This window comes from Brevibacillus ruminantium, assembly GCF_023746555.1.
Classification (GTDB): Bacteria; Bacillota; Bacilli; order Brevibacillales; family Brevibacillaceae; genus Brevibacillus; species Brevibacillus ruminantium.
In genome coordinates, this window is record NZ_CP098755.1 from 5,593,593 (window position 1) to 5,618,340 (window position 24,748).

Sequence of the window (24,748 nt, forward strand, 5' to 3'; positions counted from 1 at the left end):
GACAACTTTATACGTTCGGTATTTTCATAATAGAAAAAAAGCCGGATATAGTTCCGGCTTTTCTGGAAGTTCCCTCAAATGTATCGAGTCTGTCATTCCATAATCGTTCGCAAAAGACGGGCCGTTCCTATCCGGCCGCATCGCGATAGCGGTTATCCAGGCTGACAAATTTGTTAAATTCCTTCAAAAATGCCAACTCTACCGTTCCCGTCGGACCGTTCCGCTGCTTGGCAATGATGATTTCAATTACATTTTTGTTTTCCGATTCCTTGTCATAATAGTCGTCGCGATACAGAAAGGCAACGATATCGGCGTCCTGCTCAATCGAACCGGATTCACGAATATCTGACATCATCGGCCGCTTGTCTTGACGCTGCTCCACCGAGCGGCTGAGCTGTGACAAAGCGATGACCGGTACATTCAATTCCCTGGCAATTCCTTTCAGGGTACGAGAGATTTCCGACACCTCTTGTTGACGGTTGTCGCCTTTTCCCCGCCCATGAATCAACTGCAAATAGTCAATCAGAATCATGCCGAGGCCGCGCTCCGCCTGAAGCCGGCGACATTTGGCACGAATGTCCTGCACCGTTACACCCGGCGTATCATCGATATAAATCGGCGCTTTTGCCAAGGTCCCGATGGCCATGGTCAGCTTTTGCCAGTCATCCTCTTCCAGCCAGCCGGAGCGCATGCGGGAGGCGTCGAGATTGCCTTCCGCACAGATCATCCGCTGAACGAGCTGTGAGGCTGCCATCTCCAGCGAGAAGATCGCGACCGTTTCGCCTGCCCGGGCGGCTACATTCTGGGCGACATTCAGGGCAAACGCTGTTTTCCCTACAGAGGGACGCGCTGCTAAAATAATCAGGTCACTTCGCTGAAAACCAGCGGTCATCTTGTCCAAATCTGGATATCCTGAAGGAATACCAGTGACATCTCCGCGCCTCTGGCTGAGAAACTCAATTCGTTCATAGGTTTCAAGCAGCACATCCCGAATCGATGTAAACCCGCCGCTGTTGCGATTCTGGGCAATCTCCAGAATGTATTTCTCGGCATCGGCGATGATTTCCCCGACCTCGTCCTCACGGGAATATCCATCATTGGCAATTTTCGTTGCAGTGAGGATCAATCGCCGGAGCAGCGATTTTTCCTCCACAATTTTTGCGTAGTATTCGATGTTGGCCGCAGTCGGAACCGAGCTGGCAATCTCCGTTAGATACGGAACCCCGCCCACTTCATCCAACAGCTTGTGATCCTGCAGCTCCGCCGTCACCGTCACCAGGTCGACCGGCTCCCCTTTGTCATAAAGGTCCTGCATGGTTTTAAAGATTCGCTGATGGGCAGTCTTGTAAAAATCCTCGGGTCGAAGAATCTCGATTGCCGTGATGAGAGCTTCCTTCGATAAGAACACGGCCCCCAAAACTGACTGTTCCGCTTCGTTGTTTTGCGGCGGCACACGGTCCAAAAACAGGTCGCTCACGTCACACCCCTCACTTGTCCTGAATTCATCTCTTCTAACCGGCTATCCGGCTGTACAATCCTTGCTTACTTTTCCTCGACAACATGCACCTTGAGGGTAGCGGTTACTTCATTATGCAGCTTTACTTTCACCTGGGTCACACCCAGCGCGCGAATCGCTTCCATCTCCAGCTTGCGTTTGTCCAGCTTGATTTGGAATTGATCTTCCAGTGCCTGTGCGACTTGCTTGCTCGAAATAGCACCGAACAGGCGGCCGCCGTCCCCAGCTTTGCCCGTTACCTTCACGGTAAGCTCGTTCATTTTTTCAGCCAGCTCCTGAGCGTCGATCTTCTCCTGCTCTTTGCGCTTGGCTTCGCTGCGCTGCTGGGCATCCAGCGTTTTCATATTGGCATCGGTAGCTTCTTTGACCAATCCCCGCGGCAGCAGGAAATTGCGTACGTAGCCCTCCGACAAATCCTTCACTTCACCTTTTTTCCCTTGACCCTTCACGTCTTTCAGAAAAATTACTTTCATAAAACGTTTCCTCCTTTTCTAGACAGCAGCTCTAGATCACCTCGTCGATCGCTTCCTTCAAGCGTCTGACTGCCTCTTTTAAGGAAATACCCTCGATCTGATTGGCTGCCGCAGTCAGATGACCGCCTCCGCCCATATGCTCCATAATCGACTGGACGTTAATGTCGCCCAGTGAGCGGGCGCTGATCAGAACCGTATCATCCGCTCTTCTGGCGACGACGAAGGAGGCTTGGATGCCTGACAGCGTCAACAGTTGTTCGGCTGCCTGAGCCACCTGTACTTGTGTAAATTCTTCACTCGGGTCACCGACGGCAATCGCCATATTATCCCGGTACTTCTCGGTGTTCATGATGACCCGGGCCCGCTTCACGTATTGATTCAAATCTTCTTTGAGCAAGCGCTGCACCGCCGCCGTATCTGCGCCATTCCGGCGAAGGAATGAGGCCGCTTCAAAGGTTCGCGAGCCGGTGCGGAAAGCAAAGCTTTTGGTATCCACCACGATCCCCGCCAACAAAGCAGTGGCGATCAGGCTGTCAATGTTCAGACGTTCGCTCTGATACTGCAACAGCTCCGTCACCAGCTCAGAGGTAGAGGATGCATACGGCTCCAGATACAACAGCACAGGCTCGATAAATTCCTCAGAGCGCCTGTGGTGGTCAATGACGACGATGCGGCTCGTCTCCTCCAGCAGTCGAGGCTCGATCACCAGGGATGGCCGGTGCGTATCGACAATGACCAGCAAGGTGCGCCCGGTAATCATGCGGATCGCCTGCTCCGGTGTGAGGAAAGCCTCGGCCAGCTCCTCATGCGCGTATATTTCTTTCATCAAGCGGTCCACGGACGAATTGCCTTCATCCATGACGATATAGGCATCTTTATTGTGAAGCTGTACAGCCTTCAGCACCCCGAGCGAAGCGCCGATGGAGTCCATGTCCGGCTGCTTGTGCCCCATGACGATCACATGCTCTGCCTCGCGAATCAGATCGCGCAGCGCGTGGGCAATCACCCTTGCGCGGACGCGCGTTCGTTTTTCCACAGCGTTTGATTTTCCGCCAAAAAACGTCAGCTTGTTGCCGATCTTGACAGCCGCCTGATCGCCCCCGCGACCGAGAGCAATATCCAGGCTGGACTGCGCCATTTGTCCCAATTCGATGTAGGAATTGGCCGCAGCACCCGCTCCAATGCTCAGCGTGATCGGAATTTTGTTGTCAGCCGTCATCTCCCGCACCACATCGAGAATGTCAAAACGGCTTTCTTCCAGCTTATCCAGCGCCTCCCGCTCCATCAGTCCGAGAAACTTGTCGGAAGAAACGCGGCGCAGATAGATGCCGTGCCGATTGGCCCATTCCGTAATGACGCCTGCGACGCTCGTTGACAGCAGTGTCCGGCTTTGATCGTCCATCACTTGCCCAACCTCATCCAGATTGTCCAGATGAATGATCGCCAAAACGGCCTTTTCACGATGATAGCGAAGCGTCAGCTCTTTGAAGCTGGTAATGTCCGTAAAGTAAAGCAGACGCTCATCTGCGCGGACAAGCACTTCATAGGTCCGTTCGTTGTAGACAAACTCCAGTCTTTTTTGGTCCGGCTTCAGAACCAGATGAGGAAAGACATCGGGAAGGCTTTTCCCAATCATCATTTCTTCCCCGGACATATTGGTCATATAGGGATTTACCCACTCGATGATCTTCTCTTCGTTGTACAACAATATCCCAATCGGCATTTCCTGGATGACGCCTTCGCCTGCCTTCTTTACCCGGTGCGTGACCGTAGCCAGATACAAACGAAGATCCCGCTGAAAGCCTTTTTCTGCCTGCAGGACATAAATCACGAGCCCGATCAGGCAGATAATCCCGATAGCTCCGTACATCCAATGATGAAGCGTCAAAATTCCCAACAACAGCAAGCTAAAGGTAAGAGCCAGGACCATATGCAGCCCATACCAGCGCTTTAATAGGAATTTGGGCATTCCCTCAGCCCCTCTTCACTCTTGTTTCCAGTCTTTTTCGCAAATTAATTCCCAAATCAAAGATGCCTAATAAGCTAAGTATAGTGGTTAGCGGAGGAAAAATAAATAGAGAGACAATGAGCACAGGAGCCAATACCTTCCTGTTGTACAAATGAATGGCAAACAAACAGAAAGAAAGTCCCTGCAGGGTCAGGACCACATCCAGCATCACCTTGACGTTGAACACGGCGCTTGTCCAAAACGATCCGTCCCACTCATCGCTCATCAACAGAATACTGATCATACAGATAAAATAGTAGTAAAGAATGGAACGCGGGAAGGACCACTCTCTGATCGGAGGCAGGGCTGGCACAGGTGATTTTATCAGCCAGCCAAGCAGGCGGGAGAGCCCGTGTGTAACCACACTCTGTATGATACTCATCAAGACCAGGAAGGCCGGCATTACCATTTTGACAAACTGGATTCCTTGGTCAAATTGCTCCTGTGGCATAAACGGCGGCTTAAATTCAGTGGCCCGTTGAAACATGTCGTTCAGATTGACTCCAAAAACGAAAGCGGATAGCGCCAAAATCGCCAGATATCCAAGAAAAACCGCTGCGGCTCCAGCGAAAATCGCAGGAATCGCCGATTCGCTTTTGGCGTATATCTTGCCCATCACAGCTCCCCAGATGGCTACCGTCACCGCCATCATGGCAGCAGCAATCCCTGCCAAAAGCCCGCCCACACACGTAAAAATGACGATGCTCCAGACAATGGATGAACCCGACTGCCTCCTCCCCAGGAAGACAAATGGCAAGGGCAGCAGCAGCGTAGTAAACACGCCTGCTACAGTATATGTACTGAGTATCAAAAGAGCCGTTGCGATTCCCAAGAGCAGGGCGATTTCCGCCAATCGTTTTGATTGTAAAGGCATGGCGACACCTCTTTATGTATCTCTTCGCGGTCGACAAAGCGACCCCCAACCATCAATCAATATGGAAAAAAGAGGGCCACGCGATTGTGTCCCCCTTTTCTAGCTTATCAATTATTCAGTGGTGTACGGCAGCAACGCTACTTGACGAGCGCGTTTGATCGCTACAGTCAGTGCACGTTGATATTTCGCCGAAGTACCAGTTACGCGACGAGGCAAGATTTTGCCACGCTCGCTGATAAACTTTTTCAACAGATCGATGTCTTTGTAATCGATATGCTTGATTTTATTTACCTTGAAAAAGCATACTTTGCGGCGTTTATTTGGACGTCCTTTACGTGCCATGAAAGTCCCTCCTTTTGTCAGGAAATGTGAACGTTATACGATCGAGTGTCCTTCAATTAGAACGGCAAGTCATCATCCGAAATGTTGATAGGCTTGCCCGTATTCGCAAAGGGATCCCCAAACGCATCCATCTCATCACGCTGACCGCCAGACGGCTTGCTGCCGCCAAAGCCAGGATCATAGCCCGTGCCTTCTCCACCTTTTCCGCCCAGAAACTGAACGTTTTCCGCAACAACTTCCGTCACGTATACCTTTTTTCCTTCCTTATTGTCATAGGAGCGCGTTTGCAAACGGCCCTCGACAGCAGCTTGTCTGCCTTTGCGCAGATAGGTAGCGCACAGATCGGCAAGCTTTTGCCAGGCGACAATATTGATGAAATCGGCTTCTCGCTCGCCTGCCTGGTTGGCACGCGGACGGTTGATCGCCAAGGTAAAAGTGGTAACAGCCACGCCATTTGGCGTATAGCGAAGCTCCGGATCTTTCGTCAGGTTGCCGATGAGAATGACTTTATTCATCTTGGGTCCCCCTCTGCCCGATTCGACAGTTTACTTCTCGTCACGAACGAACAAGAAGCGGATAATGTCGTCGTTAATTTTCATGAGACGATCTGCTTCCGCAACAGCATCAGCATTCGATTTGAAGTTCATCAAAACGTAGTAACCTTCACGGAACTTTTGGATCTCATAAGCAAGACGACGTTTGCCCATTTCTTGAAGTTTGGTGATTTCTCCGCCGAAGCTGGTAATTACATCGCTGTAACGAGCAACGTTGGCTTTGACTTTCTCCTCTTCAAGGTCTGGACGCAATACGTACATCACTTCGTATTGACGCATACCTTTTCACCTCCTTATGGACTTAGCGGCCCGCAAGCGGGCAAGGAGCGAGTGCTAAAGAAACGCACAAAACATGCACTCCATAAATACTCGCATTTAAAGATTATAGCAAAAAGCCTAATTCGAAGCAAGATAGAGTTCTATACATTAAACCGGAAATGCATGACATCTCCGTCCTGTACGATGTATTCCTTGCCTTCCAGACGGTATTTTCCTTTGTCCCGGGCTGCCGCTACCGAACCTGCTTCCACGAGATCGTCATAGGCGATTACTTCTGCACGGATGAAGCCGCGTTCAAAATCCGTATGGATCACGCCCGCCGCTTGCGGTGCTTTGGTGTTCTGACGAATCGTCCAAGCGCGGACTTCCTGCACGCCAGCCGTAAAGTAGGTAATCAGACCGAGCAGTTCATAAGCAGCGCGGATCAGACGGTCCAGTCCGGATTCCTGCAGACCCAGCTCTTCCAGGAACATCTGCTTGTCCTCGCCCTCCAGCTCGGCGATCTCTGCCTCAACCTTTGCACTGATAACGACCACCTGCGCACCTTCTTCAGCCGCAAACTTGCGAACTGTCTGCACATGCGGATTGTTGTCCGCATCGAGAATGCCGTCTTCGGCTACGTTGCACACGTAGAGGACAGGCTTGATCGTCAGCAGGTGCAGATCGCGAATCAGCTTCTGCTCGTCATCGCTGATTTCCACGCTGCGTGCAGACTCGCCTGCTTCAAATGCTGTCTTCAAACGCTCCAGAACATCCAGCTCAAGCTTTGCTTCTTTGTCCCCGGCCTTTACCTTGCGGCCAATGCGGTCGATCCGTCGCTCCACAGAATCCAGATCGGCGAAGATCAGCTCCAGGTTGATCGTTTCAATATCGCTCAGCGGATCTACGCGTCCTGCAACGTGTGTGATGTTCTCATCCTCAAAGCAGCGAACCACATGCGCGATTGCGTCCACTTCACGGATATGGCCGAGAAACTGGTTGCCAAGCCCTTCACCCTTGCTGGCTCCTTTTACAAGGCCGGCAATGTCAACGAACTCAAACGCCGTAGGAACGACTTTATTAGGCACCACGATTTCCGTCAGTTTGTTCAGGCGCGGGTCCGGCACCTCGACTACCCCGACGTTGGGATCGATCGTACAGAACGGATAGTTGGCCGATTCTGCGCCCGCCTGCGTAATTGCGTTGAACAGAGTCGACTTGCCTACGTTGGGAAGTCCTACAATGCCACAAGATGCACCCATCTATATACACTCCTTGTATCTTTTTTCATTCACATCCTTTCTAGTATAAAAACTTGTGTCTCGGATTACAATCGAATCCCTGTGGAAAATTGATTACTTCTATCTTTGTAAAAGAAAGAGCGGTTGTCAAAGAAAGTTGATATGGGGCAGTTCCGAGGCTGTCAACCCAATGGCCGTCTACTTAGACAACAAAGAGTATCCTCAAAAAGGTACGCAGGACTATCGAAAAATCAAAATGATTTTATGCCATTTTCAAATCCAGTGGGTCCTTTCATTTTGTGCAACATCACTCGCTCGCAAAATAGCAGTAGTAGCTAAGGACAGAACTAACGTGCTGAATAAGGTCATTTTCAATCCTGACATAGCCCTAAATAGTTTTTAAATGGTATAATAACCTTTATTTTACAAATGTCAGTTTCCAAAGAAAGGAAGGATAAAAAAATTATGAATAAACATACAATCTTGGCTTTCGCCTCTCTCGCCTTTTTGCTGAGCAGCGGCTGCACAAACACTGATACTTTATCCAATTTGGAGCCTCAACCAGCTGCTTCCCCAGTCGCGGACTATGGAAAAAAGCTTGAAATACTTGAGCGATTGCAATACCAGGATTCTACTCTTAACCGCATGACAGAGATTCTGACGATTGCCTGGCCTACTCTATTTCAGCAACAAAGTGAAGCTGAGCTTTGGAACGCCTACTTCTCTCTCACTTGGCATATTCGCCCCGATGAACAGGAAAAAGTCAGAAAGGAGCTATCAACCGTTCACCGGGAATTACAATCCTACTTGGAGCTGCAACAAGAAGGGATTTTACCGGCAAAATCCGTCCAGGTGAAAAGCTTAGCAGCAAAGCGAAATGCCGAAGATGACGGATACCTGGTCACAGCTGATTATTTACTCACCCTGCGCGATGGGTCCACGAAAGAAATACAGGTGGAGCTTAATGCCGATGATTATTTTATGGAGTCATTTAACCCCCGCTTTTTCACCGTATATACAGGTGAAACACTTCCGGAGCCAAGAAATGAACAGGAAGAGCTTCGTCGGAATTTTATAATGAAGGCACTGGACTATTACATCGTTTTGAAGATGACCTATGAAGAAACATTGGAAATGATCGACATGAAGCCTGATCAGATGTCTGTATTGGAATGATCCTGATACAAACACAATGGAAAGAAAAAAGAAGCAGGAGGAATACATCCTCTGCTTCTTTCGGCTATAGATTTTCTTTCGTTCGTTCAATCCCGTTCTCACTATTATTTCTCATTCACCAGCTTTTCCAGCTCATTCAGCGTCTCTTCAAAAATCTCCATCGCCTGCTCTATTGGCTTGGAAGTAGACATATCGACTCCCGCTGCTTTCAGCACTTCGATTGGCGGTGCGGAGTTGCCCGCTTCGAGGAAGTTCTTCTGGATGCGCTCGACGGCTGCCTCGCCCTCATCCATGACCTGTTTGGCCAGGGCCTGGGACGCCGCAAAGCTGGTGGAGTATTGGTAGACATAGTATTTGTAGTTGAAGAAATGGGAGACACGGGCCCACTCCATCGCGATCTCTTCATCGGACACCATATCCTTGCCGTAGTACTTCTTGTTGATGTCCAGATAGATTTTCTTGATGGCTTCCGCATTCAGCGATTCGCCGGCTTGCTCTTTTTCGTGGATCACCCGTTCAAATTCAGCAAACTGGGTTTGACGGAACAACGTCGAGCGGAAGTTCTCCAGATAGTGATTCAAGAGGTACATTTTTTCTTCCTTGGTTTTAGCCTGGGCGTACATGCTCTTGAACAGAAGCGTCTCGTTCATCGTGGAAGCCACTTCGGCCGTAAACGTCGGGTAGTCAGACGTAATGTACGGCTGATTTTTGTTGGTATAGTACGACTGCATCGCATGCCCCATCTCGTGGGCAATGGTAAAGACATCGTCGAGCGTACCCTGGTAGTTCAGCAGCACATACGGATGGGTGTCGTAGGCGCCCCACTGATACGCGCCGTTTCGCTTGTCGTCTGTGGAGTACACGTCTACCCAGCCGCTCTCCATTCCGTCAGCAAGGGTTTTGACGTAATCATCACCCATCGCTTTCAGGCCGTCGATCACGATTTTCTTGCCTTCCTCATACGGTATGTACTTGTCATCGGAAGGCACGATCGGCACGTAGATATCGTACATATGCAACTCCGGCACGCCCAGCATTTTCTTCTTCAAGGAAATATAGCGATGCATAAGCGGCAGATTGTCATTGACCGTCTTGATCAGCTCGTCGTATACCTTGGTTGGAATATTGTTCGGCGTCAGGCTGGCTTCCAGAGCGGAATCGTAATTGCGAACGCTTGCATAATAGTTGTCAGCCTTTACTTTGGCTGCCAGCGTCTGGGCAAATGTATCCTGAAAATCGGTCAAAGCCTTGTAATAGGCTTGGAACGCCTCTTTTCGCACCCGCTGATCTTTGCTTTCCATATAGGAAACGAAGTTGGCTCTGGTCAACTGTACTTCTTTGCCATTCTCGTCCTTGATCTTTGGAAAACGGACGTCTTTGGACAGCATGCCGTAAATATTTGTCGGAGAGCTGCCAAGCGGCATTGATTTGGCGAGGATTTCCTCAATTTCTTTGGACAAGGAGTGTTGTTTCGTACGCAGCTGGTCCTCCAGCATCATTTTATACGGCGCCAGCTCTTTTGCATTGAGCAGGGTCTTCATCTTGTCTTCGGGAATCGCTACGATTTCCGGCTTCACCCAAGCCGTTTTCTCGGAAACCAACGTGTACATTTTCTCAGCGCGATCCGCCAGATCCTGCAGCTCGGAATTGGAGGAGTTCACGTCCAGAGCCATATTGGCATAGACATACGCCTTGTCGTTCAGTCTCATCATCTCGCTGTAATCGTCGAGTGCCTTTTTCAGAGAGTCAACCGATTGTCCCAGTTTTCCCTGGTGCTTGGTGAAAGCCTTCGCCAGCTCCTCTACTTTATTTACATCCTTTTCCCAATCCTTCACCGACGCATAGATATGCTCGAGCTTCCACTTGAAGGCATCCGGTATCTCCGATCGGTCCTTGAACACCGGCACACTTTCCGCGGCCGCTACTACTTGTGTACTGTACGGAATAAATGGTGTGCTGACAGTGGAAAGAGCAATCGCCAGCGCAGTGAGAGAAACAAAAGCTCGTTTTTTCAACATAATCGCCCCTTTACTCTATATCTACGATTCGCTATATAGTCTAATTATATCCATTACTGAAAATTCCTTCTTATTAGTAAAAATTTTTTAAATATTCCTTAACCGTCGCACAATTATCCAAAGAATTTCTGGTTTTGTTAATAACATTGTGGATAACCGTAAGACCTCACCTCGTTTGCCCACAGCCCCCTTGTCGTAATCCGCTCCACCTTCCGCTGTTATCCACATTTTCTGTGGATACATTGTGCATAACTTAATTTTACCCACCATAGACATTTGCCCATACCGCTTCGCCCACTTCCACATAGCATAGGTATTGAATCCATGGTAGGAGGTGTCAGCTAGTGGGTATCTTCAACGGCTTCGACGATTTCGCGCTCATTCTGGTTCTCTTCATCCTGCTCGTGATCGTCGGTTGTGATTGTAACTAACCTATACTTCGCCATCCAGTCCGTTAAAGGTAAGCTTGCACCGCACCTCTGTTGTAATCTTACCTGCTATTACATCGCTACTAAAAAAGGATGCTCTCCCTTCTGCGGGCGCATCCTCTTTTCCTTCTGCTTTTCTATTTTTGTTCGCTTTTCCACCTGTGGAAAAATAATAGTCGAAGGCTCGTTACCAGGTTTGTCAACCAGGTTTGTCAATCAGATTTTTCATTTAGGCTTGCTCACCCGGCTCTCCCTCGGCGTGAATCAGCACCTTTTTCATTTTGCGCTCAAATTCGAGTCGCGGAATCATCACACTGTGATCACAGCCAGTACATTTGATGCGTATATCCATTCCCATGCGGATGACCTTCCAGGCGTTCGTTCCGCACGGATGTGCCTTTTTCATTTGCACCACGTCATTCAAAGCAAAATGCTTTCTCTGCATGCCATCCTCCCCTTTCTCCATCTTTTTCGTTTGTCTTGGTCATGGTGTTGACCCTCTTTCGTTTCTTTTACGATTCCGCTTGTTTTTTCCCCTGATCGAAGCCTCTTCCCGTCATAGTGACGACACGCGGATACGGGATCTCAATGCCCTGCCTGCTCAATTCCTGTCTGATCATGGCCCGCAATTTTCTGCTGACCCCATGGTGGGTATTGGGCTTGCATTCAACCGTCAGTCGCATAGTCACTTCGGATGGACCGAGCGCCTGCACTCCTAGAAACTGCGGTTCTCCGACGATTTCCTCTACGTTGGCCTGGGCCTGTTTCATCGTTTCCATGATGATTCTCTCCATCCGCCCCAAATCTTCTTCGTAGGGCACTGACACATCCACCACAGCCAACGTATTATGAAGGGAAAAGTTCGTCACATGTGTAATCGTGCCATTGGGAAAAATATGAACCTCTCCCGTCCAGCTCCGAATCCGGGTAATCCGCAACCCAATCTCCTGAACGGTTCCCGTCATGTTGTTGATCGTTACGAAATCACCTACCGCAAACTGATCCTCGAAAATGATGAAAAATCCGGTGATGACATCACGTACCAGGCTTTGTGCGCCAAACCCCACAGCCAGACCAAGTACCCCCGCACTAACCAGCACCGGCCTTAAATCTACACCCAGCTGCTGCAGAATTAACAGGATCGCCAAGAAATAGATCGCGTAGCTGGTGACATTGTTCACCAAAACACGCAAGGTGTCTACCCGTCGCTGCTCCATTTGCAGCTTGCTTCCCTGACGATGCTGAAAGATGCGATTGACGGCTGCCTTCACGATCGTGACAACGATCTTGGAAAGAAACACAATCAATATAATTTGTAAAAGAGTCAGCCCAATGCGAAGCCACATCTCCGGGTCCGAAACATAATCAAAGGTCTTCTCATAAAGCATCTCCAACCAGTTCCCCTGTTTTACCAACTCTTCTTTCATATATCCTGCACCTTCCTGTTGCCTGTCTCATCGATTTCATGATAGCTGTCTGCAAACATACGAAAGTAGCCGCGTATTTCTACATGTTGTTCGAGAATGATTTCCCTGGCCTGATGATAATCATCCACGGGAAACTCAATGGAAAGGGCGCAACCGGCCGTGATCTCTTTTGGGGTTGGACGGGTATCAATATCGATATCGGCATACTCCAGCAACATCTCCGCCCGCAAAGCCTGCTGCGTGGAATCAAATGCGATCAAGACGGTATCTGGGCCCATACCTTTCCCTCCCTCCTGATTGTCCGTTCTTGCAGCGAAATGAAAGTCATCCTTCCTGCTTCCGTACTTCTCCTCATTTTACTCGTTCAGCCATGGCGGCGCCAGTTCCCTTCTTTCTTCCCCTTCACTCCCTCTTTTTTTCATGCAAATAAGAGTTTCAGCATTTGGCAAACTGTTTGAAACCTGCTCAACGTTTCCATTTGAGGTATAAAAACGCCAAGACAGCACTATACTGTGAATACTCTATGATTTTGGCCATAGCCAGGAGTGGGGGTAGTCATGAATTTGTCGGATAACAAGGATCGTATTCTTCCGCCGTTTACCGTTGAATATCGCAATGAGACCGCTGTTGACCAATTGGCCGAACATCTTGTGGAGCGCTTTCAAGCTCATTCGTATTTTGATGAAATTGTCATCGTTTGCATTGGTACGGACCGTTCGACAGGTGATGCACTTGGTCCCCTGGTGGGCAGTAAATTATCATCATACAAGCCCCTCCCCTTACATGTATACGGTACGTTGGAAGATCCGGTTCATGCCGTCAATCTGAGTGAAAAGCTATCATTCATCCAAAGCAAGCACCCGCACTCTATGATCATTGCGATTGATGCCTGTCTGGGCCAATTCAGCAATGTTGGCAAGATCAATGTCATCGATGGCCCGCTCAAGCCGGGGGCAGGTGTGAAAAAAGAGCTCCCCAGCGTCGGTGTCTTCCATGTAACCGGAATCGTCAATGTCGGAGGATTCATGGAGTACTTTGTCCTGCAAAATACCCGTCTGTTCGTCGTGATGGAAATGGCTGAAATCATTGCAAACGGCTTGTTTAAGGCCTCTTCCTTCTTTCAACAGACAACTGACGGCACGCAAAAATTGCGGGCGTACCGAGAATAACGAGAAGCAAGGAACATTTCGAAAAAGCAGCGCCTGGGCTTTGTTCTCAGACGCTTTTATTATTCTCTGCACCGGTTAAGCATAAAAGGGGTGATTTGAATAGGCTCTTTTGGAGAAAGTACTTTTCCTGCCAGAGAAATGGCAAAGAATTGTTCACCGGGCTTTTGATGCATGTTCTCCGGCGCAATGATCTCCGGCTGTTCAAAAAAAGACCTGCTCTCCTCCCGCGAGGATACGCAAGTCTTCCAGATCCCTACATTTACAGATAGATTACCTGCCTTTGCGGAGCTACCTCAATGGTAACCGGTGTGGCAGCGATCACTTCCCCATCTGCGTGAACGATCAGCTCCTTTTCGGCTTCGATCACAATCCGTCGCCCCTGAAAGAACTGTACCCCGGGATGGCTGACGTGCGCCCCTTTGTAAATCAGCGGGAAAGCCCGCAAAAGTGACCATCTCGTAACATTGCAGACGACGCAAACCTCTGCTTTCCCATCGTCCGGAATCGCATTCGGACAGATCAGCATTCCTCCGCCGTAATTGGGAATATTGGCCACAGCAATCAGCCATACCTGGTCCAGCTTGATTTCCTGATCATCCACCTTCAGCTTTACCGAACAGGGTCGGTATGTAAACAAGACGCGGATCACTGATATGAAATAGGCAACCATACCAAGACGTAGCCGATTTAGCCAGCGTTTGTATCCGGCTTCGTTGGTCACCTTGGCTACCTCTCCGTCAAATCCGGCTCCAACCGCATTGACGGCTATTTGACTGTTGACATGAAACAAATCGATCCGCTTATTTCCTCTGTCCTGCAAAATATGCTCCAGAGCGACAACAGGGTCGCTTGCCAAAGAATGTCCACGGGCAAAATCATTGCCGGAACCGGCCGGAATATGTCCAAATGGACAAGCCTTTCCCGCTTCTTCGATGCCATTGATCACTTCACTGACCGTTCCATCTCCTCCGACAGCGATGATTTTGCTTACTTCCTCTTTTTTCAACAACAAAACAACCAAGTTTTTGGCTTCCCCCGGCTTTTTGGTCATTTTGACTCGAAAACTGATTCTGCGCCTCACCAGTTCCTTCTCAAGACACTTCCACACCAACAATCCTCTGCCGTTCCCTGCTACCGGATTTACGACAAACCCAAGCATCCCTGCGCTCCCCGCATTCTGTGCTGTTTTTCCTGTATTATCCCATGCCGCTCCTATCTTGCCTAGCATCATAAAAACTCCCTCGAAGCCTTCCTAATGTGGAACTCTCGTTTTTTCGCGGAAAGTCATTATGTGGTCTATTAATATGCGAAGTTACTTAATAGCGAAGAACACGCCTAGTTCCTTCAACCTTCTCATACGAAAACAAATTAAACCCAATAAAAAACGGACTCCTCTTTTAAGGAATCCGTCTTATCAGCGCTCGTCAGGCTACGGTTACCAGGCACTATTCAAGCACTATTCAAGCACTATTCAAGCACTATTCAAGCAGTTTTTTCAAGTTTTTTGACGCATTATGGTCAAGTGATTTTGGCTGCTATCAACCTATCGAAGCGATGTAGTCAAACAATCTAGCGTTGCTGTCAACTTATAGTAGCGGCTTAGTCAAACGATCTAGCATGCCGTCAACTTATCGAAGCGGCTTAGTCAAACGATCTGGCATGCCGTCAACTTATCGAAGCGGCTTAGTCAAACGATCTGGCATGCCGTCAACTTATCGAAGCGGCTTAGTCAAACGATCTGGCATGCCGTCAACTTATCGAAGCGGCTTAGTCAAACGATCTGGCATGCCGTCAACTTATCGAAGCGGCTTAGTCAAACGATCTGGCATGCCGTCAACTTATCGAAGCGGCTTAGTCAAACGATCTGGCATGCCGTCAACTTATCGAAGCGGCTTAGTCAAACGATTTAACGTTGCCGGCACACTAGCCAAACAAACCCGTCAGCCATTGTGAAATCGGCACCCCAATCGCGGCAATGACCAAGGCTGGCAGCATATTGGCCACATTGATCTTTTTCAGCTCTAGAATGTTGATGCCAATCGCAATAATCATCAGTCCGCCTACGGCTGTCACTTCAACCAGCATCGCATTCAAGGTTTCTTGACTGACAATATGATAAATCTGTGTAGACAGCAGAGCGATTGCTCCCTGGTACAGAAAAACGGGAACCGCTGAAAATAACACGCCTATCCCAAGTGTTGAGGAAAAGATAATGGCAGAAAAGCCGTCCAGCATTGCTTTTGTGTACAAAATCTCATGGTTGTTGCGCAGTCCGCTGTCCATCGCACCCAATACAGCCATAGCTCCAATGCAATAAACCAGCGTTGTCGTTACAAAACCGGTTGCGATACTCCCCTGCGTACTTTTGCCCATTTTTTGCTCCAGCCATTGCCCGAGCTTATTTAGGCCTGACTCGATCCTCATCAGCTCTCCGAGAATAGACCCGATGACGATACTGAGGATGACCAGCAAAAAGTTTTGAGTTTCCAGGCTCATTTTGATACCCAAGAGGACAACCGCAAGCCCGATCCCCTGCATGACCGTTTTCCGAATGGATTCAGGTATACCGGACAACAGTCTACCCAATAAAGCTCCAGCCACAATCGCAACCGCATTGACCAGGGTTCCCAACAAAATCACTTATTCCACTCCCCTGCGAATCATGAAGACTGAAAGGCGGATGCGATTTCCCGTACCGCGTTCAACAGTGCTTCCACGTCCTGTTCTGTATTATACACGCCATAGCTTGCTCGCACTGCTCCGCGTTGCTCAGTTCCTGCTGTCCGGTGTCCTAGTGGGGTACAATGATAGCCAGCCCGAGTTGCAATTCCATATTGTTGATCCAAAATAAAGGAAACCTCTGCAGCATCTGCTCCCGCTATATTAAAGGAGATGACCCCGACCCTCTCTACCTCTATTCCTGGGCCATATACCTCTACTCCCTCTATCTGATGCAGACCCGCCAATGTCTGCTTTGTCAGCTTCCACTCATGAGCATGGATGTGATCCACACCCTTTTCCAAAACGAAAGATACGCCGGCATGCAGACCTGCCAAGCCTGCTGTATTGACAGTGCCGCTTTCATAGCGATCCGGACGGGTCGTCGGCTGTTCAATCGCTTCAGACTGGCTCCCCGTTCCTCCGTGAATAAGCGGTTCCAGATCAACGTCAGGCTGAACGTACAGCCCCCCTGTTCCCTGCGGCCCATACAGCCCTTTATGTCCGGGAAAAGCAAGCATATCAATCTTCATTTCTTGTACATGGATGGGCAAGACGCCTGCTGTCTGGGAAGCATCGACCAGGAACAAAGCCTGAAATTTCTTGGCGATCTCTCCGATCTGTGCGATAGGCAAAATCACTCCAGTCAGATTGGATGCGTGACTGACAGCCACCAGTCTGGTATTCGGCTTCATCGCTTTTTCAAAGTCCTCAGGATCGTACAGTTGATCTTCCCGCGGTTCGACGTAGGTGATCTCCACATTTTTTGTGCGGGCCATATATTCCAGCGGGCGTCTCACTGAATTGTGTTCGATAGAAGAGGTGACCACATGATCCCCTTCTTGCAGCAATCCCTTGATCGCTTGATTCAAAGCTTGTGTCGCATTCATATAAAAAAAGAGGTCATTCGGGTTTTGAATCCCAAACAACCGTGCCAGCTCAACCCGTGTCCGAAACACTGCCTTGCTTGCTTTCATCGCCAAAGCATGACCGCCCCGTCCCGGATTGGCAGCAAAGTTTTCAATGGCCTCTGCCATTCTCTCTTTTACTTCCGGGGGTTTGGGCCATGTCGAAGCTGCGTTGTCCAGGTAAATCACTCGCATGATTTCCTCCTAGTAGAAAGATTAATCACCCGATCCTATTTTCATGCCGAGCATCGCTATGCATCCATTGTAACAAGCGTTATCAACAAGCGTTTTGGTCGGGAATTCTAATGGCTCTGACAAGCGTTTCAATTATTTTGTCTCACATTTTCACTTGTAAGTGTGACTACTCCAAAATATCCAGGATTCTTTGCAGATCCTCCTGCGAGTAAAAATCAATTTCGATCTTTCCTCTTTTGCTTCCTTTTTTAATCTTAACCGATGTGCCCAGTCTACTCCGCAATCTCTCCTCCATCTGGATCAGTTGCGGTTCTTTTTTCTGCTGTTTCTTTTTGATTGTTTCACGTGAAACACTTGCCTGTTTCACCAGTTCCTCCAACTGACGCACGCTGAGTCCCTTTTTGACCACCTCTTGTGCCAACTGAAGCTGAACAGGCTCCTTCTCCACAGAAAGCAAAGCTCGAGCGTGTCCCATACTAAGCTGTGCGGCAGATACCATCTTTCTGATTTGCTCTGGGAGCTGCAGCAGACGAAGCATATTGGCTACATGCGGTCTGCTCTTTCCCACCTTTTTTGAAAGCTGTTCTTGCGTATAGGAATAATGACTCAGCAGCTTTTCATATGCTTCTGCCTCTTCCAGCGGATTTAAATTCTCACGCTGCAAATTTTCGATCAGTGCGATTTCCATTAGCTGCTGATCGGTGTAGTCCTTCACTACAGCAGGCACCTTTTTCAAGCCCAAAGATTTTGCCGCGCGCAGTCTTCTTTCTCCAGCAACTAGCTCATATCCCTTGATACTTTTCCTGACAATAAGTGGTTGGATAATCCCGTGCTCCTGAATGGATTGAGCCAGTTCTTCAATTGCTGTCGCTTCGAACTCTTTTCGAGGCTGGTACGGATTGGGCCTAATATCTGCGACAGGTATTTCCGAAACATGCTCTTCTTCTTCAATCATGTTGGACGTAATCAGCGCATTCAAACCTTTTCCAAGTCCTCTGCTCATACTCCCACCACTTCCTTCGCCAAGTCGGTATATACCTCCGCCCCCCTTGAGCGAGGATCATACGAAATAATAGCCTGACCATGAGAAGGAGCTTCGCTCAGCCGCACATTGCGGGGAATAATCGTTTTATATACCTTTTCCTGAAAATACTTTTTCACTTCTTCAATAACCTGAAGGCCGAGATTGGTCCGGGCATCCAGCATCGTCAGGACGACACCTTCGATGGCCAACTGAGAATTCAGATGTTTTTGAACCAAACGAATGGTATTCAATAACTGACTCAAGCCCTCCAACGCATAGTATTCACATTGGATCGGGATCAAAACTGAATCAGCTGCAGTCAACGAATTTACGGTCAAAATACCCAGTGACGGCGGGCAATCAATAATGATGTAATCGTATTTATCCTTAACCACTTCCAGTGCTTTTTTCAAGCGGACCTCACGAGAGATGGTTGGGACTAGCTCAATTTCCGCACCCGCTAATTGAATGGTAGCCGGGATGATCAATAGACCATCAATCTCTGTAGGCAAAGTCGCATCCACAGGGCTGATGTCATTAATCAGCACGTCGTAGATACAGTAACGGACATCCGCTTTGTTAATGCCAACTCCACTTGTTGCATTTCCCTGGGGGTCGATATCTACCAACAGTACTTTTTTTCCAAGTGAGGCCAAGCATGCGCTAAGATTAACGGACGTTGTTGTCTTACCTACTCCACCTTTCTGGTTTGCTACCGCAATGATTTTACCCAACTTCTCCACCTCATTTTTACACCAATCTACTAAACATGTTACCAGATTTGTTGTTCGTCGTACCCTGTTTTTTGGGAATGAAATTATTCCCAAGACATAACCAAAAAGTCCGCGGCGGTAGGCTTGTTCAGGATAAATCGTTAATCAAACCATGTGTTTTTACAGGATATCCTCTGCATTTCCCCTTGTTGTTCAAAGCAAAACTGCACTTTTCTACAGAAAGCCTGCTTGTATGACTTTGAATAAGACAGGTGTCATCGTCTTGTTTCATCCCTGTTCAAAACTATTCATACTCCCGCTCTCGGCGGATTCTATATGAAGAATAACGATTACGAAGTGGAAAAAAGGCACCTCTTCCAGCGCCTCTTTTCTTCACTCTCCACTCGACGTTTTGAGCTTCTGCTGCATCCTGTACCATTTCAATCATACTGGCTATTTTCGGTTCCACCATGCTCCAATAGTTGATTCTTGCTAAAATATAATGTTTTAACTTGTATCCACTAAAGATTTGTCAAAAAGAAAGGCGGCCACTAATTGCCACCGCGACTTTCCTTTAAACGCCATTCTTTGTTTGTTTTCCGATTCAAATCTCTTCATTATTTATTAGGCAACAAGCTTTTACCCATCGTGACCGCTTGATGATACTTGTCCCCCATAAGTAAATTTACCCGTTGTTTACATCTTTTCGTTTGGGAATCCGGATCGTGAATTGATAATACTCCTCATGATCCTGCTCGTCCGTTTCCACAGATAAACCCGTTTGAAGTACCATATCAATGGATTGACGGACCGTATTGATCGCAATACGTGTATCCCGTGAAAATGCTTTCCATTTGGGCTTGGGCTCTTTCTCAGCCTGTGGCTTATCCGCCCCTTCCAGTAACTGCTTCACCCGCGTCTCAGTCTGTTTGACATTCCAATCCCGTTCGAGGATTTCTTGCAAAACTTTCAGCTGAAGCTCGCGATCCTTCAAAGGGATCAAAGCCCGTGCATGCCTTTCCGTCAAAAACCGGGACAACAAAGCATCCTGAATTTCTTGAGGAAGATGGAGCAAACGCAATTTGTTGGCAATCGTGGACTGCCCTTTTCCCAAACGCTGCGCCAAGCTCTCTTGTGTCAGATCATGCAATTCAATCAACTTCTGGTAGGCAACCGCCTCTTCAATTGCGGTTAACCCTTCGCGCTGCAAATTTTCAATCAACGCAATGGACGCCGTTTGTGCATCGTTGAATTCCTTTACAATAGCCGGAATGCGCTCCAGTCCCAGCTTTTTTGTGGCGCGCCAGCGACGTTCACCAGCAATCAATTCATAACGATCGTTTCTCATCCGTACAACGATCGGCTGAATCAATCCATGCGTACGAATCGTCTGGCAAAGCTCGTCAATTTTGTCATCATCAAATACGGTACGAGGTTGATAAGGATTCGGCACAATCTCATCGACCGGGATCTGCCTGATCTCCTCATTTTCTGTCTTGTCCGTCAACCCGAAAATACGAGAAAACGAATCCTTCACTGCCATGTAAAACTCCCCCACTTCCAACCGTTCCATCAGCCGCTTATGCTACACGCCCTGTCTTGACCATGCTGCTGCCATGAAGCACTCTCTTGCATTTGGTGAGAGCAGTCCATCTTTGTGTTCGAAATCGTTTCGGTCATGGAACCAAATGAACCATAAACCCTCTAAACAATGTGAGTGGCTGCGTTTCTTTGTACGTCTTTGTGGACGGCTACTTTCGCCGTATCAGGTTGTCGGTCGTGATGTCTCTCTCTCTGATACAGTTGGAAACTTGACTGCGCCAATCTTATGCGAACCTTTCTTGCAAAGAACAGGTCGTGCAGTGGCGGCGAGGCACAAATCGGCTGTATTCGCCGGCCACTTATACTTTTCTTCTGAAAAACACGACAATACACTCTGATTATGATCGTAAAGAATTAGTTCTGCATAAAGGGGAACAATTCCTGCTGAAAAAAGCGTGTTTCACGTGAAACATCTTCGTCTAATTGTCATAGTCCGTGTGCTTTCCTGGCTGTTTTCGCTCTTCTTCAGAAAGTACATCCTCATCAGCTTCCTCTTGATCATTGGAGAAATTAAATAGATGCGGAAACAAGCGATGAAAGTCCAAAGTCAGGTAGGCAAAAAAGGCAGCGACGATTGCCGTTATATACATGCCCGCACTGAACAGCAGGCCAATCGCAGATGCAACCCACATCCCGGCCGCTGTCGTTAGTCCCTTCACATTTCCATTATATTTGATGATAGCGCCTGCCCCAAGAAAACCCATTCCCGTAACCACCTGGGCAGCTACCCGTCCCGGATCGTTGTTTACTCCGTTGGAAGAAAAACCGTAAATGGATGCAAGGCCAAACAGGCAGGAGCCGAAACACACGAGGCTATATGTGCGAAAACCGGCTCCACGCTGCCGATTTGCCCCCTTCATAAAGCGCTCCCTCTCGATTCCCATGACTGCTCCGGCAATAAACGCCAAAAACAGTCGCAGCAAGATGGTGGGCAGCTCAGGTGGGAAAAATGTCAATAAAGCAGTATTCACTTGGTCACCGTCCTCTCTCATATCCAGAGATGTATCTGAATACGTACTTCTATGTAGCTTATGATGAACCTGCCTAAGTTACTTGTATGCAGGAGTTAAAAAGTTTATATGTGACCTGGGGGAAAAGCTGCAACTCTCTCATGTTTAGAGCCTGCACAACCACTTATTTAAAAAAGGCTATAGCAAATATGCTACAGCCCCATTTGGTATCACGTATTCATTTTTGCCCGATTGCCATTAAGCAGACGAACTCAGGGCAACTGGCAAAGTCATCAACATTGCAGTTACATCAACATGGAGTTATATCGGATTGATGCATGAGTTACATCAACTGGAGCTACATCACTTGCAATTACACTAAATTGCATTCACCAGCAATTGCAATGACGATCACTTCCCCAGTCAAATCAACGGCTTCTTCGCAGGAGTGCCCGGTTTTCGCGGATATCCCTTCGGAGTGCTCTCTGCCTTTTCGATGATCACGATATTTCGTTCCCCGGCTTCCTCAGGAAGCTGCAAGGTTTCTACCTGCTTGGTTTTGCCGCCGAGCGTCTTGATCGCTTTCTTCGCTTCATTCAGCTCGGGAGAAATATCCGCACCCTTGAGGGCGATAAAATGTCCGCCGACACGAGCAAAAGGCAGGCAGTACTCGGACAGTACGTTCAAACGAGCGACAGCACGGGCGACCACCAGATCAAACGCTTGTCTGTAAGCCGGCTCCTGTGCCCGTTCCTCTGCCCTGCCATGAACGGGAGAAAGCTGCTCCAGTCCCAGTTCTTCTGCCACATGCTGAAGAAAATTCATCCGTTTGTTCAGCGAATCAATGATTGTCATTTGCAAATGCGGAAAAACAATTTTCAATGGAATACTGGGGAAGCCTGCCCCTCCCCCAATGTCTGCTACCTTCTGTACCTGATCAAAAGAAAAATAGAAAGCAGGCGTTACAGAATCGTAGAAATGCTTGTTATACACCTGCTCTTCCTCGGTAATTGCCGTAAGATTCATCTTCTCGTTCCATTCTACCAACAGGCGGTAGTAGGCGTCGAACTGCTCTTTTTGCCGTTCGGAGAGCTCGATGCCTTGGGCGGACAAAGCCTCGGCAAATTGCTGCTTATTCATTCGCGATACCCCTAACTTTAGCGTAGACGCTGGTTCAACCCGGTTTTTCTTACTGATTCCTGGCAAATGTCATTTGCCGTCAAGGCTGTTTACTCCGCTGCTGCAGCTCCCGCTTTGTGATGATAATGCTCCAGATAAACCATCAAAACAGAGATATCTGCCGGATTTACCCCGGAGATGCGGGAGGCTTGCCCGATGTTGAGCGGACGAATCTTGCTCAGGTTTTCCCGGGATTCCTTGGACATACCGGAAATCTGGTGATAATCGAGCGATTCAGGAATACGCCGCTCCTCCATTTTCTTCATTCGTTCTACCTGCTGCAAAGACTTGCGAATGTAGCCGTCATATTTGATTTGAATCTCCACCTGTTCGGTTACATCCTCCGGCAGTGCTTCCGACGGCGGCATCATTTGCACGATATGCTGATAGGTAATTTCCGGACGGCGCAAGAGCTGAGCGAGATCAATCACCTCTGTGAGCTCCGGTGAACCGGCCTGACGAAGCACTTCCTGCACTTGTTGCATATCAGGACGGACACGGGTCTGCATGATCCGCTCTTTTTCTTTTTCAATCAGCTCTCGTTTCTCACTGAACCGCTGATAACGCTCTTCACTGATCAAGCCGATCTCAAAACCGATATCCGTCAGACGCAGATCCGCATTGTCATGACGCAAAAGCAAGCGATGCTCGGCCCGTGACGTAAGCAGACGGTAAGGCTCACTCGTCCCCTTCGTGACCAGATCGTCAATCAGCACGCCGATATACGCTTCTTCACGCCCCAGGATGACTGGCGATTTGCCTTGAATTTTACGGGCTGCATTAATCCCGGCCATCAATCCCTGTGCGGCTGCTTCCTCATAGCCGGAAGTGCCGTTGATCTGTCCCGCGGTGAAAAGACCTGGGATTTGTTTTGTTTCCAAGGTAGGCCAGAGCTGTGTCGGCACCAGCGCATCGTATTCAATCGCGTACCCCGGACGCATCATGCGTACCTGTTCCATCCCAGGCAAAGAGCGAAGCATCTGAATCTGGATTTCCTCCGGCATGCTGGTCGACAATCCCTGGACGTACATTTCTTCCGTATTGCGTCCTTCCGGCTCCAGAAAGATCTGATGGCGCGGTTTATCGTTAAACCGTACGATCTTATCCTCGATCGATGGGCAATAGCGCGGCCCCCTGCCTTCGATCGTACCGGAATACATCGGGGCGCGATGCAGGTTGTCGTTAATCAAATGATGGGTATTTTCATTCGTATAGGTGAGCCAGCAAGGCAGCTGGTCCATGATGAATTCGGTCGTTTCATACGAAAACGCACGCGGTACATCATCCCCTGGCTGAATCTCCATTTGGGAATAATCGACGCTGCTTTTGTGCACCCGTGGCGGCGTTCCTGTTTTGAAGCGCACCATTTCAAAGCCGAGTTCCTTCAAATGATAGGCGAGACGTACAGAGGGGCGCATGTTGTTTGGACCACTCTCGTACTGCAGATCACCGAGAATGATTTTGCCGCGCAAATACGTCCCGGTTGTCAGGACAACGGCCTTTGCCGTATAACGGGCGCCGGTTTGCGTAACGACGCCTTCGCAAACTCCGTTGTTGATGATCAATTCTTCTACCATCGCCTGACGCAAAATCAGATTGGGTGTGTTTTCAATCGTCTTTTTCATCTCATGCTGATAAGCGAATTTATCAGCTTGCGCACGCAGGGCGTGAACGGCCGGCCCTTTTCCGGTATTGAGCAATCGCATCTGAATATGGGTCTTGTCCGTATTTTTTCCCATTTCCCCGCCCAGCGCGTCAATTTCGCGCACCACATGTCCTTTAGCCGGACCGCCGACAGACGGGTTGCACGGCATAAATGCGACAGAGTCCAGATTAATCGTCAAAAGCAGTGTGCTGCACCCCATCCGTGCGGTTGCCAAAGCCGCCTCACTGCCTGCGTGCCCAGCCCCAATGACGATGACGTCATACGATTCCGCTTCATAGGTTGTAATCATACTTTCTCCTCCTTCGGGTG

General features: G+C 48.8%; 24 protein-coding genes. 3 read left to right on the top strand and 21 right to left on the bottom strand.

What is annotated here, in order from left to right; genetic code table 11:
- Positions 1–127: 127 nt before the first annotated feature.
- The 8 genes from dnaB to ychF all read right to left on the bottom strand — a co-directional run bounded on the left by dnaB (position 128) and on the right by ychF (position 7,287).
- On the bottom strand, positions 128–1,477 hold the full coding sequence (gene dnaB, locus NDK47_RS27380; protein WP_251872865.1) for a replicative DNA helicase: 1,350 nt from the start codon (positions 1,475–1,477) through the stop codon (positions 128–130).
- 65 nt (positions 1,478–1,542) lie between these two features.
- Positions 1,543–1,989, bottom strand: a complete 447-nt coding sequence (gene rplI / locus NDK47_RS27385) for a 50S ribosomal protein L9 (protein WP_251872866.1) — start codon at positions 1,987–1,989, stop codon at positions 1,543–1,545.
- Positions 1,990–2,020: 31 nt separating this feature from the next.
- Positions 2,021–3,958 carry a DHH family phosphoesterase gene (locus tag NDK47_RS27390; protein WP_251872867.1) on the bottom strand — a complete coding sequence of 646 codons (1,938 nt, stop codon included), beginning with the start codon at positions 3,956–3,958 and terminating at the stop codon, positions 2,021–2,023.
- A 4-nt stretch (positions 3,959–3,962) separates the two neighbouring features.
- Positions 3,963–4,871, bottom strand: coding sequence for a DUF2232 domain-containing protein (locus NDK47_RS27395; RefSeq protein WP_251872868.1), 909 nt, complete (start codon positions 4,869–4,871; stop codon positions 3,963–3,965).
- 111 nt (positions 4,872–4,982) lie between these two features.
- Entirely contained in the window at positions 4,983–5,213 is a 231-nt protein-coding gene (rpsR, locus tag NDK47_RS27400; RefSeq protein ID WP_251872869.1) for a 30S ribosomal protein S18, read from the bottom strand.
- A gap of 56 nt (positions 5,214–5,269) precedes the next feature.
- Positions 5,270–5,728, bottom strand: coding sequence for a single-stranded DNA-binding protein (locus NDK47_RS27405; protein WP_251872870.1), 459 nt, complete (start codon positions 5,726–5,728; stop codon positions 5,270–5,272).
- Between the two features lie 30 nt (positions 5,729–5,758).
- Positions 5,759–6,046: a 30S ribosomal protein S6 gene (gene rpsF, locus NDK47_RS27410; RefSeq protein ID WP_251872871.1), complete on the bottom strand. Its 288-nt coding sequence runs from the start codon at positions 6,044–6,046 to the stop codon at positions 5,759–5,761.
- Positions 6,047–6,186: 140 nt separating this feature from the next.
- Positions 6,187–7,287, bottom strand: a complete 1,101-nt coding sequence (ychF, locus tag NDK47_RS27415) for a redox-regulated ATPase YchF (protein ID WP_251872872.1) — start codon at positions 7,285–7,287, stop codon at positions 6,187–6,189.
- A 408-nt stretch (positions 7,288–7,695) separates the two neighbouring features.
- Between ychF and NDK47_RS27420 the strand changes: the two genes are divergently transcribed.
- On the top strand, positions 7,696–8,442 hold the full coding sequence (locus NDK47_RS27420; RefSeq protein WP_251872873.1) for a hypothetical protein: 747 nt from the start codon (positions 7,696–7,698) through the stop codon (positions 8,440–8,442).
- Positions 8,443–8,546: 104 nt separating this feature from the next.
- On the opposite strand, the gene pepF is transcribed toward NDK47_RS27420, so the two are convergent.
- Complete coding sequence (pepF, locus tag NDK47_RS27425) at positions 8,547–10,457, bottom strand: oligoendopeptidase F (protein WP_322112108.1); 1,911 nt, start codon at positions 10,455–10,457, stop codon at positions 8,547–8,549.
- Positions 10,458–10,804: 347 nt separating this feature from the next.
- Here pepF and NDK47_RS27430 point away from each other — a divergent pair, with 347 nt between their 5' ends.
- Positions 10,805–10,891, top strand: a complete 87-nt coding sequence (locus NDK47_RS27430; RefSeq protein WP_016739383.1) for a YjcZ family sporulation protein — start codon at positions 10,805–10,807, stop codon at positions 10,889–10,891.
- A gap of 226 nt (positions 10,892–11,117) precedes the next feature.
- Here NDK47_RS27430 and NDK47_RS27435 read toward each other — a convergent pair whose 3' ends face one another.
- The 3 genes from NDK47_RS27435 to NDK47_RS27445 form a co-directional block, all read right to left on the bottom strand.
- Positions 11,118–11,333 (bottom strand): DUF951 domain-containing protein, encoded by a 216-nt coding sequence (locus NDK47_RS27435; protein WP_251872875.1) that lies wholly within the window; start codon positions 11,331–11,333, stop codon positions 11,118–11,120.
- A gap of 67 nt (positions 11,334–11,400) precedes the next feature.
- Complete coding sequence (locus NDK47_RS27440) at positions 11,401–12,315, bottom strand: mechanosensitive ion channel family protein (protein WP_251872876.1); 915 nt, start codon at positions 12,313–12,315, stop codon at positions 11,401–11,403.
- A complete protein-coding gene (locus NDK47_RS27445; protein ID WP_251872877.1) occupies positions 12,312–12,593 on the bottom strand; it encodes a putative Se/S carrier protein in 282 nt (93 codons plus the stop codon). The genes NDK47_RS27440 and NDK47_RS27445 overlap by 4 nt, the downstream gene beginning before the upstream one ends.
- Positions 12,594–12,872: 279 nt before the next feature.
- Between NDK47_RS27445 and yyaC the strand changes: the two genes are divergently transcribed.
- Positions 12,873–13,484, top strand: coding sequence for a spore protease YyaC (gene yyaC / locus NDK47_RS27450; RefSeq protein ID WP_251872878.1), 612 nt, complete (start codon positions 12,873–12,875; stop codon positions 13,482–13,484).
- Positions 13,485–13,743: 259 nt separating this feature from the next.
- Here yyaC and NDK47_RS27455 read toward each other — a convergent pair whose 3' ends face one another.
- The 9 genes from NDK47_RS27455 to mnmG all read right to left on the bottom strand — a co-directional run bounded on the left by NDK47_RS27455 (position 13,744) and on the right by mnmG (position 24,728).
- The gene (locus NDK47_RS27455; protein WP_251872879.1) at positions 13,744–14,712 is read right to left on the bottom strand and encodes a diacylglycerol/lipid kinase family protein; all 969 of its coding nucleotides are present in this window, start codon (positions 14,710–14,712) and stop codon (positions 13,744–13,746) included.
- A gap of 695 nt (positions 14,713–15,407) precedes the next feature.
- A complete protein-coding gene (locus tag NDK47_RS27460) occupies positions 15,408–16,124 on the bottom strand; it encodes a DUF554 domain-containing protein (RefSeq protein ID WP_251872880.1) in 717 nt (238 codons plus the stop codon).
- A gap of 20 nt (positions 16,125–16,144) precedes the next feature.
- Positions 16,145–17,305, bottom strand: a complete 1,161-nt coding sequence (locus NDK47_RS27465) for an aminotransferase class V-fold PLP-dependent enzyme (RefSeq protein ID WP_251872881.1) — start codon at positions 17,303–17,305, stop codon at positions 16,145–16,147.
- A 166-nt stretch (positions 17,306–17,471) separates the two neighbouring features.
- A complete protein-coding gene (locus NDK47_RS27470) occupies positions 17,472–18,308 on the bottom strand; it encodes a ParB/RepB/Spo0J family partition protein (protein ID WP_251872882.1) in 837 nt (278 codons plus the stop codon).
- Complete coding sequence (locus NDK47_RS27475; RefSeq protein WP_251872883.1) at positions 18,305–19,063, bottom strand: ParA family protein; 759 nt, start codon at positions 19,061–19,063, stop codon at positions 18,305–18,307. Before NDK47_RS27475 ends, NDK47_RS27470 begins: the two co-directional genes overlap by 4 nt.
- A 664-nt stretch (positions 19,064–19,727) precedes the next feature.
- Positions 19,728–20,585: a nucleoid occlusion protein gene (noc, locus tag NDK47_RS27480; protein WP_251872884.1), complete on the bottom strand. Its 858-nt coding sequence runs from the start codon at positions 20,583–20,585 to the stop codon at positions 19,728–19,730.
- A gap of 478 nt (positions 20,586–21,063) precedes the next feature.
- Positions 21,064–21,615 carry an MgtC/SapB family protein gene (locus tag NDK47_RS27485; protein ID WP_251872885.1) on the bottom strand — a complete coding sequence of 184 codons (552 nt, stop codon included), beginning with the start codon at positions 21,613–21,615 and terminating at the stop codon, positions 21,064–21,066.
- A gap of 402 nt (positions 21,616–22,017) precedes the next feature.
- A complete protein-coding gene (gene rsmG, locus NDK47_RS27490; RefSeq protein ID WP_251872886.1) occupies positions 22,018–22,734 on the bottom strand; it encodes a 16S rRNA (guanine(527)-N(7))-methyltransferase RsmG in 717 nt (238 codons plus the stop codon).
- An 89-nt stretch (positions 22,735–22,823) separates the two neighbouring features.
- Positions 22,824–24,728, bottom strand: a complete 1,905-nt coding sequence (mnmG, locus tag NDK47_RS27495) for a tRNA uridine-5-carboxymethylaminomethyl(34) synthesis enzyme MnmG (RefSeq protein ID WP_251872887.1) — start codon at positions 24,726–24,728, stop codon at positions 22,824–22,826.
- Between the last annotated feature and the right edge of the window lie 20 nt (positions 24,729–24,748).